This window comes from Streptomyces sp. NPDC003247, from assembly GCF_042888135.1.
Classification (GTDB): domain Bacteria; phylum Actinomycetota; class Actinomycetes; order Streptomycetales; family Streptomycetaceae; genus Streptomyces.
In genome coordinates this window covers 155,036-171,058 of record NZ_JBIAPF010000009.1, presented here as the reverse complement: position 1 = coordinate 171,058, position 16,023 = coordinate 155,036, and the positions used below count along the sequence as shown (strand labels likewise).

Sequence of the window (16,023 nt, the reverse complement as noted above, 5' to 3'; positions counted from 1 at the left end):
CGCGGGGTCGGGCGGTCCCTGTGGGGCGGTGACCGCGGGGGATGGCCGGAGCGCGCCATCCTAGAGCCCCAACGAGCCGTCTGACCAGGGGTTTCAAGCCACGTATACGGCAATGTCAGTGGTGTGGTGTGCAATGGATCTCGTGCCCGCACTCGAAGAACCACTGAAAAGCGTGCTCGGCCCACCCACCGCGAAGGTGATGGCCGAGCACCTCGGCCTGCACACCGTCGGCGACCTCCTGCACCACTACCCGCGCAGATACGAGGAGCGGGGCCAGCTCACCCACCTCGCCGACCTCCCCATGGACGAGCACGTCACGGTGGTCGCCCAGGTCGCCGACGCCCGCCTGCACACCTTCGCCTCCGCCAAGGCCCCCCGCGGCAAGGGCCAGCGCCTCGAGGTCACCATCACGGACGGCAGCGGCCGCCTCCAGCTGGTCTTCTTCGGCAACGGCGTCCACAAGCCCCACAAGGAGCTCCTGCCGGGCACCCGCGCGCTGTTCGCGGGCAAGGTCTCCGTCTTCAACCGCCGCCTCCAACTGGCCCACCCGGCCTACGAACTGTTGCGCGACGCGGGGGACACCGGCGACGCCGTCGAGACCTGGGCGGGCGCCCTCATCCCGATCTACCCCGCCACCGCCAAACTGGAGTCCTGGAAGATCGGCAAGGCGGTCCAGACGGTCCTGCCCAGCGCCCAGGAGGCCCTCGACCCCCTCCCCGGCCCCCTCCGCGAGGGCCGTGGCCTGGTCTCCCTCCCCGAGGCACTGCTCAAGATCCACCGCCCGCACACCAAGGCCGACATCGCCGACGCCCGCGCCCGGCTGAAGTGGGACGAGGCCTTCGTCCTCCAGGTCGCCCTCGCCCGCCGCCGCCACGCCGACGGCCAACTCCCCGCGGTCCCGCGCCGGCCCCGCCCCGACGGCCTCCTCACCGCCTTCGACGACCGCCTCCCCTTCACCCTCACCGAGGGCCAGCGGAAGGTGTCCAAGGAGATCTTCGACGACCTGGCGACGGAACATCCGATGCACCGGCTGCTCCAGGGGGAGGTCGGATCGGGGAAGACCATGGTCGCCCTCCGCGCCATGCTCGCCGTCGTCGACGCCGGCGGACAGGCCGCCATGCTGGCCCCCACCGAGGTCCTCGCCCAGCAACACCACCGCTCCGTCGTGGAGATGATGGGCGACCTGGCCGAGGGCGGCATGCTGGGCGGCACCGAGCACGCCACCAAGGTGGTGCTGCTCACCGGGTCGATGGGCGCGGCCGCGCGCCGGCAGGCGCTGCTCGACCTCGTCACCGGGGAGGCCGGCATCGTCATCGGCACCCACGCGCTGATCGAGGACAAGGTCGCCTTCCACGACCTGGGCCTGGTCGTCGTCGACGAACAGCACCGCTTCGGCGTCGAGCAGCGCGACGCCCTGCGCGGCAAGGGCAAGCAGCCCCCGCACCTGCTCGTCATGACCGCCACGCCCATCCCGCGCACGGTCGCCATGACCGTCTTCGGCGACCTGGAGACCTCCGTCCTCGACCAGCTCCCGGCCGGCCGTTCCCCGATCGCCAGCCATGTCGTCCCCGCCGCCGACAAGCCCCACTTCCTCGCCCGCGCGTGGGAGCGGGTCCGCGAGGAGGTGTCGGGCGGCCACCAGGCCTACGTCGTCTGCCCGCGCATCGGCGACGAGGAGGACGACCCGCGCACGTCCCGGAAGAAGCCCGCCGAGGACGAGGACGGCAAGCGCCCGCCGCTCGCCGTCCTCGACGTGGCCGGCCAACTCGCCAAGGGCCCCCTCCAGGACCTGCGGATCGAGGTCCTGCACGGCAGGATGCCCCCCGACGACAAGGACGCCGTCATGCGCCGCTTCGCCGCCGGCGACACCGACGTCCTCGTCGCCACCACCGTCATCGAGGTCGGCGTCAACGTCCCGAACGCCACCGCCATGGTGATCATGGACGCCGACCGCTTCGGCGTCTCCCAGCTCCACCAGCTGCGCGGCCGCGTCGGACGCGGCTCGGCACCCGGCCTGTGCCTGCTGGTCACCGAGGCACCGGAGGCCGCCGACGCCCGGCGCCGGCTCGGCGCGGTCGCCGCCACCCTCGACGGCTTCGAGCTCTCCCGCATCGACCTCGAACAGCGCCGCGAGGGCGACGTCCTCGGCCAGGCCCAGTCCGGCGCCCGCTCCAGCCTGCGCGTCCTCGCCGTCATCGAGGACGAGGAAGTCATCGCCGAGGCCCGCCAGGAGGCCACGGCGATCGTCGCGGCCGACCCCGAACTCACCGGCCTCCCGGGCCTGCGCACCGCCCTGGCCGCGCTGCTGGACGAGGAGAGGGAGCAGTACCTGGAGAAGGGCTGACAGACTGGGACAGGTCACCGCTCGGGCACCCGTCCGAGCCGTCCGAGCACACCGAGAAGGACCCGAGATGACCCGCGTGATCGCCGGCGCAGCCGGCGGACGCCGCCTGGCGGTCCCGCCAGGGAGCGGCACCCGCCCCACCTCCGACCGCGCACGCGAGGGTCTCCTCTCCACCTGGCAGTCCCTCCTCGGCGGCCCCCTGGACGGCGAACGCGTCCTCGACCTCTACGCCGGCTCGGGCGCCGTCGGCCTGGAGGCACTCTCCCGCGGCGCCGGACACGTCCTGCTCGTGGAGGCCGACGCCCGCGCCGCCCGCACCGTCCGGGAGAACGTCCGCAGCCTCGGCCTGCCCGGCGCCGAGGTCCGCGCGGGCAAGGCCCGCCAGATCATCCAGACGCCCCCGCCCACCCCGTACGACCTGGTCTTCCTCGACCCCCCGTACGCCGTCTCCGACGACGATCTTCGGGAGATTCTGCTCACACTCCGCTCCGAGGGGTGGCTCGCGCCGGAAGCCCTCGTCACCGTGGAGCGCAGCACCAGAGGCGGCACTTTCGGCTGGCCGGACGGTTTCGAGGAGATCCGGTCCCGTCGCTACGGCGAGGGAACGTTTTGGTACGGTCGCGCCGCCTCTACGTGCGAAGACGCACGATGACCGGACCGGAGAGCGAGGGATCACAAGTGCGCCGCGCCGTCTGTCCCGGGTCGTTCGACCCGATCACCAACGGACACCTCGACATCATCTCCCGCGCCTCCCGCCTCTACGACGAGGTCTACGTCGCGGTGATGATCAACAAGGCCAAGAAGGGCCTGTTCGAGATCGACGAACGGATCGACCTGATCCGCGAGGTGACCTCCGAGTACGGGAACGTCCGCGTCGAGGCCTTCCACGGCCTCCTCGTCGACTTCTGCAAGGAACGCGAGATCCCGGCCATCGTCAAGGGCCTGCGCGCGGTCAGCGACTTCGACTACGAGCTGCAGATGGCCCAGATGAACAACGGCCTCTCGGGCGTCGAGACGCTCTTCGTGCCCACCAACCCCACCTACAGCTTCCTCTCCTCCTCTCTGGTCAAGGAGGTCGCCACCTGGGGCGGCGACGTCTCGCACCTGGTGCCCCCGGTGGTCCTGGAGGCCCTCGACAAGCGCCTGCGCGCCACCTGATGGGGCTACAGTCGTCCCGTCCGTCTCCAACACAGCTGTAGAGAGTGGCGAGCAACCGGTGGACGTGCAGAAGAAGCTCGACGAGATCGTCACGGCGGTCTCCAGCGCCCGATCCATGCCGATGTCGGCCTCGTGCGTGGTCAACCGCGCGGATCTGCTCGCCCTGCTGGAGGAGGTGCGCGCGGCCCTGCCCGACTCCCTCGCCGAGGCCCGGGAACTGATCGGCGGCCGCGAGCAGATGGTCGAGCAGGCCCGCCAGGAGGCCGAGCGGATCATCGAGACCGCGCACGCCGAACGCGGCTCCCTCATCTCCGACACCGAGATCGCCCGCCGCTCCCAGACCGAGGCCGACCGCATCCTCGCCGAGGCCCGCACCGAGGCCGAGGAGGTCCGCGCCGAGGCCGACGACTACGTCGACTCCAAGCTCGCCAACTTCGAGGTCGTCCTCACCAAGACGCTGGGCTCCGTCGGCCGCGGCCGCGAGAAGCTCCTCGGCACGGGGTCCGGCGTCGACGAGAACGGCTACGAGGACGAGGACGCCCCCGAGCGCAGCCACGACCCCGAGACCCTGCGCCGCGACGCCGACGCCTACGTCGACGCCAAGCTGCGCGCCTTCGAGGCGGTCCTGGCCAAGACGCTGGAGGCCGTCGGCCGCGGCCGCCAGAAGCTGCACGGCCGGATCGCCACCGACGACCTCGGCGCCCTGGCCGACGACACCACGACCTACCAGCACTCCTCCGACGCCGACTACCTCGCCGACCTGGCCGCCCTCGCCGAGCAGGACACCCCGGCCGAGCAGCCGGCGCAGCACCAGCAGCAGTACGACCAGCAGGTCGCCCAGCCCCAGCCCGCGTACGGCTACCAGCAGCAGGACCCCTACGCCGGCGGCTACCAGCAGCAGACCTACGGCGGGCAGCAGGACCCCTACGGCTACCCGCAGGCCGACCCGTACGCCCCCGGCTACGCCGCGGCCGGCGGGGCCCCCTTCCAGGGCTACGACGCCCACCAGGCGCCGTACGACCCGAACCAGGCCGCTCAGCAGCCCGCGCACATCCCGCAGCAGCAGGACGGGCACGTCCCGCAGCAGGACGCGTACGCGCTCGACGAGACCAGCCTCTTCGACACGAGCATGATCAGCGCCGAGCAGCTGCGCGCCTACGAGCAGGGCCGCGGACTGTGACGGACGGGCCCGCGGCACCGGATCGGTCCGTGACGGCGAAGGCGGCGGACACCGGATTGGGCTGAGAGCGAAAGCTCCAGTATCCTGGCTCTTCGGTCGCGTGTGCGCTTCGCTGACTTCGCAGACGTCCGTGATCGCCGCTGCCCGGAACACCGGAGGGCAGCACCCTCGTCAGCTCGGAAGATCGAAAGCAGGAATGGCACCCAACGCCCGCCTCGACCACCGCAACCCCCTCGTGTTCGACACGCACGAGCTGGGTCGGCGGCCAGGTGCGCTGCAGCGCCTGACCCGTACGATCGACGCCCCCCGGGACCTCGGTGTCCAGGGAGTCATCGGAGTGCCGGAAGGCGCCCCGGTGGAGCTGGAGCTCCGCCTCGAGTCGGTCATGGAAGGGGTGCTTGTCACAGGCACCGCCCGTGCACGGGCCGAGGGGGAGTGCGTAAGGTGTCTGGAGCCGCTGGAGTTCACGCTCGAAGCGGACTTCCAGGAGATGTTCTCGTACCCTGACGCCGACGACCGGGGCCGCGTGAAGGCGGAACCGGCCGACGACGCCGAGGAAGACGAGGACAGGCTCTTTCTCGAGGACGGCCTGTTCGACCTCGAGCCCGTGCTGCGTGATGCGGTGGTGCTCGCACTGCCGATGCAGCCGGTGTGCCAGGACGACTGCCCCGGCCTGTGCTCCGAGTGCGGAGCACGGCTGGCGGACGACCCGGACCACCACCATGACGCCGTCGACATCCGTTGGGCGGCATTGCAGGGACTCGCCGGTTCACTCGAAGACGGCGAGAAGGACGAGATGAGCGGCGGCGCGCTTCCTTCAGCGCACGTCGACGAGAAGCAGGAGAAGTAGCCGTGGCTGTTCCGAAGCGGAAGATGTCGCGCAGCAACACGCGCCACCGCCGGTCGCAGTGGAAGGCTGCGGTCCCCACCCTGGTTGCGTGCGAGCGCTGCCACGAGCCCAAGCAGCAGCACATCGCGTGCCCGTCGTGCGGCACCTACAACAAGCGCCAGGTCCTCGAGGTCTGAGCGGCTGGTGAGAGGCTTCATGTCTGACGCCAAGGCGGACTCGACCGCCAGGAAGAAGGCGGACACCACGGCCTCGTCCCACACGCTTCTGGAAGGGCGGCTCGGCTACCACGTCGAGTCCGCCCTTCTGGTGCGTGCGCTGACCCACCGCTCCTACGCGTACGAGAACGGCGGTCTGCCGACGAACGAGCGGCTGGAGTTCCTCGGGGACTCCGTGCTCGGCCTCGTCGTCACGGACACGCTGTACCGCACCCACCCCGACCTGCCCGAGGGCCAACTGGCCAAGCTGCGGGCCGCGGTGGTCAACTCGCGTGCGCTGGCGGAGGTCGGTCGCGGCCTCGACCTGGGCTCCTTCATCCGGCTGGGCCGTGGTGAAGAGGGCACGGGCGGCCGGGACAAGGCGTCCATCCTCGCCGACACCCTGGAAGCGGTGATCGGCGCGGTCTATCTCGACCAGGGCCTCGACGCGGCCTCCGAACTGGTGCACCGCCTGTTCGACCCGCTGATCGAGAAGTCCTCCAACCTCGGTGCCGGCCTGGACTGGAAGACCAGCCTCCAGGAGCTCACCGCGACCGAGGGGCTCGGCGTTCCCGAGTACCTGGTCACGGAGACCGGTCCCGACCACGAGAAGACCTTCACTGCTGCTGCCCGCGTCGGAGGCGTCTCGTACGGCACCGGCACCGGCCGCAGCAAGAAGGAGGCGGAGCAGCAGGCTGCCGAGTCCGCGTGGCGGTCCATCCGGGCCGCGGCGGACGAGCGGGCCAAGGAGGCCACCACCCTCCAGGCCGTCGACGGCAGCGCGGGCCCCGAGTCCGCCTCCGCCTGAGCCGCGGGTCCGCCCGCGGCGCACCGACGTGCAGCGCGTTCGAGCGCCCGCCCCGCTCCGGGGTGGGCGCTCGGCTCGTGCGGAGCCACACTCGTACAGAGGGAATGACAGGGAGACCATGCCCGAGCTGCCCGAGGTCGAGGTCGTCCGGCGCGGCCTGGAGCGGTGGGTCGCCCATCGCACGGTCGCCGAGGCGGAGGTGCTGCACCCGCGTGCCGTACGCCGTCACCTCGCCGGCGCCGACGACTTCACGCACCGCCTCAAGGGCCACCGCGTCGGCGTTCCCAGCCGTCGCGGCAAGTACCTCTGGCTGCCGCTGGAGGACACCGCCCAGGCGATCCTCGCCCACCTGGGCATGAGCGGTCAGCTCCTGGTGCAGCCGCAGGGATCGCCCGACGAGAAGCACCTGCGGATCCGTGTCCGCTTCGCCGACGCCCTCGCCACCGAGCTCCGCTTCGTCGACCAGCGCACCTTCGGCGGGCTGTCGCTGCACGACACCACACCGGACGGCCTGCCCGACGTCATCGCGCACATCGCCCGCGACCCCCTCGACCCGCTGTTCGACGACGAGGCCTTCCACCGGGCGCTGCGCCGGAAGCGGACGACGATCAAGCGGGCGCTGCTCGACCAGTCCCTGATCAGCGGCGTCGGCAACATCTACGCCGACGAGGCCCTGTGGCGCTCCCGCCTCCACTACGAGCGCCCGACCACGACCCTCACCCGTCCCCGCACGACCGAACTCCTCGGACACGTCCGGGACGTGATGAACGCCGCCCTCGCCGTCGGCGGCACCAGCTTCGACAGCCTGTACGTCAACGTCAACGGCGAGTCGGGCTACTTCGACCGGTCGCTGGACGCCTACGGGCGTGAGGGCCTGCCCTGCAAGCGCTGCGGCACACCGATGCGCCGGCGGCCGTGGATGAACCGGTCCAGCTACTTCTGCCCGAAGTGTCAGAGGGCGCCGCGCGTCCCGTCGTAGCGCGAGCGGGCCGCGAGGACGTCGTCCATGCGGCCCTCCACCAGGTGGATCAGCCCGAGCAGCCGCTCGGTGACCTCGTGACCCAGCGGGGTGAGTTCGTAGTCCACGCGGGGCGGGTTGGTCGGCTGGGCCTCGCGGTGCACCAGGCCGTCGCGCTCCAGCGCGTGCAGCGTCTGGGAGAGCATCTTCTCGCTCACGCCGTCGACCCGGCGGCGCAACTCGTTGAAGCGCAGGGAGCCCTCGTGCAGCGCTCCCAGGGTGAGCGCGCCCCAGCGTCCGGTGACGTGCTCCAGCGTGCCGCGCGAGGGGCAGGCCCTGGCGAACACGTTGTACGGGAGGTCCTGCTCCTCCGTACGCTCCTTGCTGCGGGTCATGGCACCAGCGTACGTGAGGGCAGCGCTGGCCAACAGCTTGCGCTAACCGAGGGTTAGTGAGGGTGTCGGGCGTGCGCGGGGTCGCGGGGACCGTCGCGCAGGGCGGGAGCGGTCGGGTCAGTAGCCGAAGTCCTGGGTCCACCAAGGGCCGCCGGACCCGAAGTGGACGCCCACGCCCAGCGTGGTGAAGTCGCAGTTCAGTATGTTGGCGCGGTGGCCGGGGCTGTTCATCCAGGCCTCCATCACCGCCGCGGCGTCGGCCTGGCCCCGCGCTATGTTCTCGCCGCCGAGGTCGGATATGCCGGCCTTCGCCGCCCTGTCCCACGGGGTCGCCCCGTCCGGGTCGGTGTGGTCGAAGAAGCCGCGCGCGGCCATGTCCTCGCTGAAGCTCTGGGCGAGGCCGGCCAGCGCGCTGTTGGCGGAGAGGGCGCTGCACCCGACCTTGGACCGCTCCTCGTTGACGAGCTTCAGCACCTCCGCCGCCGCCTGCGCCTCCGCCGAGACCGTCACCGGGGCGCTGGTCTCCTCGGGCGCTTCCGAGGCCGTCTTCGAGGGGGTCTCCTCTGCCGTCTTCTGCGGGGTCTTCTGCGGCTCCTCCACCGGGGCCGCCTTCGACGTCCCGGCCGTCGGCGAGGCGCTCGGGGACGCCTTGGAGGCCGAGGGGGCGGGTGACGCCGAAGCGGAGGCCGAGGGCGACGTGGACCGTCCGGCGCCGCTGCCGGCCGACGCGCCGTCGCGGCCGGTCGCCAGGGGATCGGAGGTGCCGCCCTGTCCGGAGGCGGAGTTGGTCGGCGAGTCGGCGGCCCGCACCTTGTCCGCCGAGCCGCCGCCGAACCGGTAGTTGTCGAGGCCCGGCACGGCGCCCGTGGCCACCGCGACCGTGCCGAGGGCCACGGCCGCGGACACCCCGAGCAGGCCCGTACGGACCGGCGTCACCGCCCTCTTCCTGCGGCGGCGCCCCGATCCGGCGGGCTCCGCGCCGGCGTGTCCCGGGCCGGACCGGCCCGGTGCGTCGTCCGTCGTGAACCCGTCCGAGGAGAGCACCGCGGTCTCGGCCGAGCCCGCCGACGCCCGCGAATGCGCGTCGTCCGTCGCGAAGAGGTACTCCTGGCTCCTGGCCACCGACTCGGCGTACGCCTCCGGGTTCAGGTACGGAGCGATCCCCGTCGCCGGGTGATCGCCGGTGTACCCGCCCGGCCGGGTGTGCCCTTCCGGGTGCGAGCCGTCGATGCGGGTGCCCCCCGTGGCGCGGCCCGTGGCGGCGCCGCCGGCGGCGGAGCGTCGGTGGCGTCCCATGTCCTGGCCTTCCTCGTCCAACTGGTCTGAGCGGTCCCCCCGCGGTCGACCCGACGCCCTGGGGCGCATGACTTCTCATGGTCAACCTGACTCACTCGATCGAGTGAGTTTCATATGAGATTCATCGGGTGGGGACGGTACCGCATGGCGCTGGGGGAGGAAGTGTCCCCAGAGACATTGCCTGGTTAGGTTGCACCCATGAGCGAGGATGTAAGGCTGGTCGCCTGGGTGCGCGGACACGTCCAGGGTGTGGGTTTCCGCTGGTTCACGCGGGCCAAGGCGCTGGAGATCGGCGACGTGAGTGGTTTTGCTCTCAATCTGGCCGACGGGCGCGTCCACGTGGTGGCCGAGGGGCCGCACAAGAACGTCGAAGCGCTGCTCGACTGGCTCCAGGGTGACGACACGCCCGGGCGCGTGGACGGAGTCACCGAGATATGGGACACACCGCGCGGCGGTTACGACGGCTTCGCGATCCGCTGACGACTCGGCGCGGAGACGCCCCGGAAAAGCGGAGGGACATGCCACCGGCATCTGCCCGAAGTGGAAACGAGCAGGTTATTGCCAAGAATCGCTTGTGGTGGCAGGCTCCGCACGTAAGGATGATCGCCACGCCCCCTGGGGCCCCGCACGAGTCGCAGCGCCGCCGTTTCCGGCCGCGTGCCCGGGGTTACCCGCCGATACGGGGCGTGATCGTGTTGACCGTCAAACTTTTTGGTGAGACGCTGAAAGCACCCCGCGCACCTAGCAGTTTGGCATGGATCAACGGCAGCACGAACAAGATTCCTGCCAAGCACCGCGGGTGCGAATCCCTCACGACCCACACCGCTTCGGTCGGTCACTCAGTGTGGAGGACCATCCATCATGGCAAAGGCGCTTCTCGGTTACGTCGGCGGCTCCGACCCGCGACTCCTCGCCGAGATGCGACGGCTCCAGCAGCGCGTCCAGGACCTCGAATCCGAGCTCGTACGGATTCAGGCCGAGAACGACGCCCTGACGGCTGCCGCTTCTCACGACAGGATCATGGAGAGCATCGACGCACACCAGGCGGAGCCTGCGCTCACCTGATCGCTGCACGCTCCACAACAGCACACGCAGTGGTCGGGCGACTTTCTCAGCCGCGTCGGACCGCTTAGTTGACAGAAGTTGCAAGGGACGCTTCGGCGTCCCTTCTTTCTTTCCCCCGCGCATCCTTTCAGTCTCTTTAACGAGTGGTGTGCCCTGCGCGTTCATGGGTGAAACCGCGGGTTCATGGAGTGGGACATTCCCGGGCGGTAGAGTCCACCGCCGTGCACCTCAAGGCCCTGACCCTCCGCGGGTTCAAGTCGTTCGCCTCGGCCACCACACTCCGGTTCGAGCCGGGGATCACGTGCGTCGTCGGACCGAACGGGTCGGGCAAGTCCAACGTGGTGGACGCGCTCAGCTGGGTCATGGGTGAACAGGGCGCGAAATCCCTGCGCGGCGGCAAGATGGAGGACGTCATCTTCGCCGGCACCACCGGGCGCCCCCCGCTGGGCCGCGCCGAGGTGTCCCTGACGATCGACAACTCCGACGGCGCCCTGCCCATCGAGTACGCCGAGGTCACCATCACGCGGATCATGTTCCGCAACGGCGGCAGCGAGTACCAGATCAACGGCGACACCTGCCGTCTGCTGGACATCCAGGAACTGCTGAGCGACTCCGGCATCGGCCGTGAGATGCACGTCATCGTCGGCCAGGGCCAGCTCGACTCCGTCCTGCACGCCGACCCCATGGGCCGCCGCGCCTTCATCGAGGAGGCCGCGGGCGTCCTCAAGCACCGCAGGCGCAAGGAGAAGGCGCTCAGGAAACTGGACGCGATGCAGGCCAACCTCGCGCGCGTGCAGGACCTGACGGACGAGCTGCGGCGCCAGCTGAAGCCCCTCGGCCGGCAGGCCGCCGTCGCCCGCCGCGCCGCCGTCATCCAGGCCGACCTGCGCGACGCCCGCCTGAGACTGCTCGCCGACGATCTCGTACGGCTGCGGGAGGCACTGCGGGCGGAGGTGGCCGACGAGGCCGCGCTGAAGGAGCGCAAGGAGGCCGCCGAGCGGGAGCTGGGACAGGCCCTCCGGCGGGAGGCGCACCTGGAGGACGAGGTCCGCCGGCTGACGCCCCGGCTCCAGCGCGCCCAGCAGACCTGGTACGAGCTGTCCCAGCTCGCCGAACGGGTCCGCGGGACGATCTCGCTGGCCGACGCGCGCGTGAAGAGCGCCGCCTCCGCGCCGCCGGAGGAACGGCGGGGCCGCGACCCCGAGGACATGGAGCGCGAGGCCGCCCGCATCCGTGAACAGGAGGCCGAGCTGGAGGCGGCTCTGGAGGCGGCGCAGCGGGCCCTCGAGGACACCGTCGCCCACCGCGCCGACCTGGAGCGTGAACTGGCCGTCGAGGAACGGCGCCTGAAAGACGTCGCCCGGGCCATCGCCGACCGCCGCGAAGGGCTCGCCCGGCTGCACGGCCAGGTCAACGCGGCCCGCTCCCGCGCCGCGTCCGCCCAGGCCGAGATCGGCCGCCTGGCCGCCGCCCGGGACGAGGCCCGGGAACGGGCCGCCGTCGCGCAGGAGGAGTACGAGGCACTGAAGGCGGAGGTCGACGGCCTCGACGCCGGCGACGCCGAGCTCACCGCACAGCACGAGGCGGCGAAGCGGCAGCTCGCCGAGGCGGAGGCCGCGCTGAGCACCGCCCGCGAGGCGGCCACCGCCGCCGAACGCAGGCGGGCCGCGACCCAGGCCCGGCACGAGGCTCTCGCCCTGGGCCTGCGCCGCAAGGACGGCACGGGCGCCCTGCTCGGCGCGCGGGACCGTCTCACCGGCCTGCTCGGCCCCGCCGCGGAACTCCTCACCGTCACCCCCGGCTACGAGGTCCCCCTCGCCGCCGCCCTCGGCGCCGCCGCCGACGCCCTCGCCGTGACCACCCCGTCGGCGGCCGCGGACGCCCTCCGCCTGCTGCGCAAGCAGGACGCGGGACGGGCGGCCCTGCTGCTGGCCACGGACACACCGGACAGCACCGCCACGCCGTCGGACGCCGCACCCGCCGACCCCGCTGCCCCTCCGGAGAGCACCACCGGCACCACTGCTGCCCCTGGTGCCGTCCCCGGCTCCGGCACCACTGCTGCCCCTGGTGCCGTCCCCGGCTCCGGCACCACCGCCGACCCTGATGCCGCCACCGGTGCCGCCACCGGCCCCTGCGCCCACCCCGGTGCCGCCCCCCGCCGACCCGCCGCACCCCCCTTCGCCGCCGATCTCGTCCGTGCCCCGGCCGACCTCATGCCCGCCGTACGACGGCTGCTGCGCGGAATCGTCGTCGTCGGGACGCTGGAGGACGCCGAGAACCTCGTGTACGCCCGGCCCGAGCTGACCGCCGTGACCGCGGAGGGCGACCTGCTGGGGGCGCACTTCGCGCAGGGCGGGTCCGCCGGGGCGCCGAGCCTGCTGGAGGTGCAGGCGTCGGTGGACGAGGCCGCCGCCGAGCTGGAGGAGCTGGCGGTGCGGTGCGAGGAACTGGCCGAGGCCCAGCGGGCGGCGGGGGAGCGGCGCGGGGAGTGCGCCGGGCGCGTCGAGGAGCTCGGGCAGCGCGGGCGGGCGGCCGAGCGGGAGAAGTCGGCCGTCGCCCAGCAGCTCGGGCGGCTCGCCGGGCAGGCCCGCGGCGCCGCCGGGGAGGCGGAGCGGTCCACGGCCGCCGCCGCCCGCGCGCAGGAGGCGCTCGACAGGGCCGTCGAGGAGGCCGAGGAACTGGCCGAGCGGCTGGCGGTCGCCGAGGAGATGCCCGTCGAGGAGGAGCCGGACACCTCGGTGCGCGACCGGCTCGCCGCCGACGGGGCCAACGCGCGGCAGACCGAGATGGAGGCCCGGCTCCAGGTCCGTACGCACGAGGAGCGGGTCAAGGGGCTGGCCGGGCGGGCCGACGCGCTGGACCGGGGCGCGCGGGCGGAACGCGAGGCACGCGCGCGTGCCGAGCGGCGGCGGGCGCGGCTGCGGCACGAGGCCGCGGTGGCGGAGGCCGTCGCCTCCGGCGCCCGGCAGCTGCTCGCGCACGTCGAGGTCTCGGTCCGCCGGGCCGACGCCGGACGCGTCGCCGCCGAGGCCGCCAAGGCCCGACGGGAGCAGGAGCTGGCCGCCGCCCGCGGTGCCGGGCGCGACCTCAAGGCCGAGCTCGACAAGTTGACGGATTCAGTTCACCGGGGCGAGGTACTCGGCGCCGAGAAACGGCTGCGGATCGAGCAGCTGGAGACCAAGGCGCTGGAGGAACTCGGTGTCGAACCGGCCGGGCTGGTGTCCGAGTACGGACCGCACCAACCGGTGCCGCCCTCGCCCCCCGCCGAGGGCGAGGAGCTGCCGGACGACCCCGAGCATCCGCGCAACCGGCCCACCCCCTTCGTGCGGGCCGCGCAGGAGAAGCGGCTGAAGGCGGCGGAACGCGCCTACCAGCAGCTCGGCAAGGTGAACCCGCTCGCCCTGGAGGAGTTCGCCGCGCTGGAGGAGCGCCACCAGTTCCTCAGCGAGCAGCTGGAGGACCTCAAGAAGACGCGCGCCGATCTGCTCCAGGTGGTGAAGGAGGTCGACGAGCGTGTCGAGCGGGTCTTCACGGAGGCGTTCCAGGACACCGCCCGGGAGTTCGAGGGCGTGTTCGGCCGGCTCTTCCCCGGGGGAGAGGGGCGGCTGGTCCTGACCGACCCGGACAACATGCTGACCACGGGCGTCGATGTCGAGGCCCGGCCGCCGGGCAAGAAGGTCAAGCGGCTCAGCCTGCTCTCGGGTGGCGAGCGGTCGCTCACCGCCGTCGCGATGCTGGTGTCGATCTTCAAGGCGCGGCCCAGCCCGTTCTACGTGATGGACGAGGTCGAGGCCGCTCTCGACGACACCAACCTGCAACGGCTCATCCGCATCATGCAGGAGCTCCAGGAGTCCTCGCAGCTGATCGTGATCACGCACCAGAAGCGCACGATGGAGGTCGCCGACGCGCTCTACGGCGTCTCCATGCAGGGCGACGGCGTGTCGAAGGTGATCTCCCAGCGGCTCCGCTAGGGCCTCGGGCCCGGAGCCCGGGGCCTGGACCGCACGGCACGGGGCGGCCGCACGGGGCGGCCCCTGCCGGGCTCGCACGAGATCATCTCTTCAAGACTTGAACACGCCACCCTCACGCGTGCCGCTTTTCTCACACCCGCTCACCTATTGACTTCGAAACTTGAAGGCATACTCTCGGAAACGTTGCTTTCACCTTCAGGTATGACCTACCGCGAAGGGCAGATCCACACCGGCGGCGTTGCCGGTGTCCCGAGGAGTACACGTGACCAGCACAGCGCAGGCACCCAAGTCAGGAGCCGGGACGGCTCACCCCGATCATCTCGGGCACGTCATCTTCATCGCCGCGGCGGCCGCGATGGGAGGCTTCCTCTTCGGCTACGACAGCTCCGTGATCAACGGCGCGGTCGAGGCCATCCGCGACCGCTACGACGTCGGCTCCGCGGCCCTGGCCCAGGTCATCGCCATCGCCCTGATCGGCTGCGCCATCGGCGCCGCGACCGCCGGCCGCATAGCCGACCGCATCGGCCGCATCCGGTGCATGCAGATCGCCGCCGTCCTCTTCACCATCAGCGCGGTCGGCTCCGCCCTCCCCTTCGCCCTGTGGGACCTCGCCTTCTGGCGCGTCGTCGGCGGCTTCGCCATCGGCATGGCCTCGGTCATCGGCCCGGCCTACATCGCCGAGGTCGCCCCGCCCGCCTACCGCGGCCGCCTCGGCTCCTTCCAGCAGGCCGCGATCGTCGTCGGCATCGCGATCTCGCAGCTGGTCAACTGGGGCCTGCTGAACGCCGCCGGCGGTGACCAGCGCGGTGAGCTGATGGGCCTGGAGGCCTGGCAGGTCATGCTCGGCGTCATGGTCGTCCCGGCCGTCCTCTACGGCCTGCTCTCCTTCGCCATCCCCGAGTCGCCGCGCTTCCTGATCTCCGTCGGCAAGCACGAGCGGGCCCGCGAGATCCTCACCGAGGTCGAGGGCCGGAACATCGACCTCGACGCGCGCGTCGCCGAGATCGAGCACGGTATGAAGAGCGAGCACAAGTCGAGCTTCAAGGACCTGCTCGGCGGCTCCTTCTTCTTCAAGCCGATCGTCTGGATCGGTATCGGCCTGTCGGTCTTCCAGCAGTTCGTCGGCATCAACGTCGCGTTCTACTACTCCTCGACGCTGTGGCAGTCGGTCGGCGTCGACCCGACGGACTCGTTCTTCTACTCGTTCACCACGTCGATCATCAACATCGTCGGCACCGTGATCGCGATGATCTTCGTGGACCGCGTCGGCCGCAAGCCGCTCGCCCTCATCGGCTCCGTCGGCATGGTGATCGGCCTCGCGCTGGAGGCCTGGGCGTTCTCCTTCGACCTGGTCGACGGCAAGCTGCCGGCCACGCAGGGCTGGATCGCCCTGATCGCCGCCCACGTGTTCGTCCTCTTCTTCGCCCTGTCCTGGGGTGTGGTCGTCTGGGTCTTCCTCGGCGAGATGTTCCCGAACAAGATCCGCGCCGCCGCCCTGGGCGTGGCCGCCGCCGCGCAGTGGATCGCCAACTGGGCCATCACCGCGAGCTTCCCGTCCCTGGCCGACTGGAACCTCTCCGGCACCTACGTGATCTACACGGTCTTCGCCGCGCTCTCCATCCCGTTCGTCCTCAGGTACGTCAAGGAGACGAAGGGCAAGGCGCTGGAGGAGATGGGCTGACCGCCCCCTCGAACCCGAGGAGACGGGGCCTCATCCCCGCTGCCCCTCTCCTCGCCCCGTACGGCGTACCGCCCCGGCTCGTCACCCGAGCCGGGGCGGTACGCCGTACACGCTTCCCATGCC

Annotated in this window: 14 protein-coding genes; 12 read left to right on the top strand and 2 right to left on the bottom strand. The window is 71.6% G+C overall.

Going from position 1 to position 16,023, the window contains the following annotated elements; genetic code table 11:
• The first annotated feature begins 133 nt into the window (after positions 1-133).
• From recG to mutM, 8 genes are all read left to right on the top strand, one after another.
• Complete coding sequence (gene recG, locus ACFYWQ_RS28930) at positions 134-2,344, top strand: ATP-dependent DNA helicase RecG (protein WP_389520300.1); 2,211 nt, start codon at positions 134-136, stop codon at positions 2,342-2,344.
• Positions 2,345-2,411: 67 nt separating this feature from the next.
• On the top strand, positions 2,412-2,996 hold the full coding sequence (gene rsmD / locus ACFYWQ_RS28925; protein ID WP_389520298.1) for a 16S rRNA (guanine(966)-N(2))-methyltransferase RsmD: 585 nt from the start codon (positions 2,412-2,414) through the stop codon (positions 2,994-2,996).
• A gap of 26 nt (positions 2,997-3,022) precedes the next feature.
• Positions 3,023-3,502 (top strand): pantetheine-phosphate adenylyltransferase, encoded by a 480-nt coding sequence (coaD, locus tag ACFYWQ_RS28920; RefSeq protein ID WP_389520571.1) that lies wholly within the window; start codon positions 3,023-3,025, stop codon positions 3,500-3,502.
• A 58-nt stretch (positions 3,503-3,560) separates the two neighbouring features.
• Positions 3,561-4,682: an ATP synthase F0 subunit B gene (locus ACFYWQ_RS28915; protein ID WP_389520296.1), complete on the top strand. Its 1,122-nt coding sequence runs from the start codon at positions 3,561-3,563 to the stop codon at positions 4,680-4,682.
• Between the two features lie 196 nt (positions 4,683-4,878).
• Positions 4,879-5,532 (top strand): YceD family protein, encoded by a 654-nt coding sequence (locus ACFYWQ_RS28910; RefSeq protein ID WP_389520294.1) that lies wholly within the window; start codon positions 4,879-4,881, stop codon positions 5,530-5,532.
• A gap of 2 nt (positions 5,533-5,534) precedes the next feature.
• Positions 5,535-5,708 carry a 50S ribosomal protein L32 gene (gene rpmF, locus ACFYWQ_RS28905; protein ID WP_003951102.1) on the top strand — a complete coding sequence of 58 codons (174 nt, stop codon included), beginning with the start codon at positions 5,535-5,537 and terminating at the stop codon, positions 5,706-5,708.
• Between the two features lie 7 nt (positions 5,709-5,715).
• Complete coding sequence (gene rnc, locus ACFYWQ_RS28900) at positions 5,716-6,534, top strand: ribonuclease III (protein ID WP_389520292.1); 819 nt, start codon at positions 5,716-5,718, stop codon at positions 6,532-6,534.
• A gap of 118 nt (positions 6,535-6,652) precedes the next feature.
• Positions 6,653-7,513: a bifunctional DNA-formamidopyrimidine glycosylase/DNA-(apurinic or apyrimidinic site) lyase gene (mutM, locus tag ACFYWQ_RS28895; protein WP_389520290.1), complete on the top strand. Its 861-nt coding sequence runs from the start codon at positions 6,653-6,655 to the stop codon at positions 7,511-7,513.
• Here the strand turns inward: mutM and ACFYWQ_RS28890 are convergent.
• Together ACFYWQ_RS28890 and ACFYWQ_RS28885 are read right to left on the bottom strand one after the other, a co-directional pair.
• A complete protein-coding gene (locus tag ACFYWQ_RS28890) occupies positions 7,486-7,887 on the bottom strand; it encodes a winged helix-turn-helix transcriptional regulator (RefSeq protein WP_389520288.1) in 402 nt (133 codons plus the stop codon). The genes mutM and ACFYWQ_RS28890 overlap by 28 nt on opposite strands.
• 117 nt (positions 7,888-8,004) lie before the next feature.
• Positions 8,005-9,183 (bottom strand): CAP domain-containing protein, encoded by a 1,179-nt coding sequence (locus ACFYWQ_RS28885; protein WP_389520287.1) that lies wholly within the window; start codon positions 9,181-9,183, stop codon positions 8,005-8,007.
• 198 nt (positions 9,184-9,381) lie between these two features.
• Here ACFYWQ_RS28885 and ACFYWQ_RS28880 point away from each other — a divergent pair, with 198 nt between their 5' ends.
• The 4 genes from ACFYWQ_RS28880 to ACFYWQ_RS28865 all read left to right on the top strand — a co-directional run bounded on the left by ACFYWQ_RS28880 (position 9,382) and on the right by ACFYWQ_RS28865 (position 15,900).
• Positions 9,382-9,663 (top strand): acylphosphatase, encoded by a 282-nt coding sequence (locus ACFYWQ_RS28880; RefSeq protein ID WP_389520285.1) that lies wholly within the window; start codon positions 9,382-9,384, stop codon positions 9,661-9,663.
• Between the two features lie 381 nt (positions 9,664-10,044).
• Entirely contained in the window at positions 10,045-10,248 is a 204-nt protein-coding gene (locus tag ACFYWQ_RS28875; protein WP_058922942.1) for a hypothetical protein, read from the top strand.
• A 221-nt stretch (positions 10,249-10,469) separates the two neighbouring features.
• A complete protein-coding gene (locus ACFYWQ_RS28870) occupies positions 10,470-14,219 on the top strand; it encodes an AAA family ATPase (protein ID WP_389520283.1) in 3,750 nt (1,249 codons plus the stop codon).
• Between the two features lie 262 nt (positions 14,220-14,481).
• Positions 14,482-15,900, top strand: coding sequence for a sugar porter family MFS transporter (locus ACFYWQ_RS28865; protein WP_389520281.1), 1,419 nt, complete (start codon positions 14,482-14,484; stop codon positions 15,898-15,900).
• Positions 15,901-16,023 lie beyond the last annotated feature (123 nt).

Coding starts and splice junctions, on each gene's coding strand:
- recG (WP_389520300.1), top strand. CDS start 134: ATGGATCTCGTGCCCGCACTCGAAGAACCACTGAAAAGCGTGCTCGGC.
- rsmD (WP_389520298.1), top strand. CDS start 2,412: ATGACCCGCGTGATCGCCGGCGCAGCCGGCGGACGCCGCCTGGCGGTC.
- ACFYWQ_RS28910 (WP_389520294.1), top strand. CDS start 4,879: ATGGCACCCAACGCCCGCCTCGACCACCGCAACCCCCTCGTGTTCGAC.
- mutM (WP_389520290.1), top strand. CDS start 6,653: ATGCCCGAGCTGCCCGAGGTCGAGGTCGTCCGGCGCGGCCTGGAGCGG.
- ACFYWQ_RS28890 (WP_389520288.1), bottom strand. CDS start 7,887: ATGACCCGCAGCAAGGAGCGTACGGAGGAGCAGGACCTCCCGTACAAC.
- ACFYWQ_RS28885 (WP_389520287.1), bottom strand. CDS start 9,183: ATGGGACGCCACCGACGCTCCGCCGCCGGCGGCGCCGCCACGGGCCGC.
- ACFYWQ_RS28880 (WP_389520285.1), top strand. CDS start 9,382: ATGAGCGAGGATGTAAGGCTGGTCGCCTGGGTGCGCGGACACGTCCAG.
- ACFYWQ_RS28875 (WP_058922942.1), top strand. CDS start 10,045: ATGGCAAAGGCGCTTCTCGGTTACGTCGGCGGCTCCGACCCGCGACTC.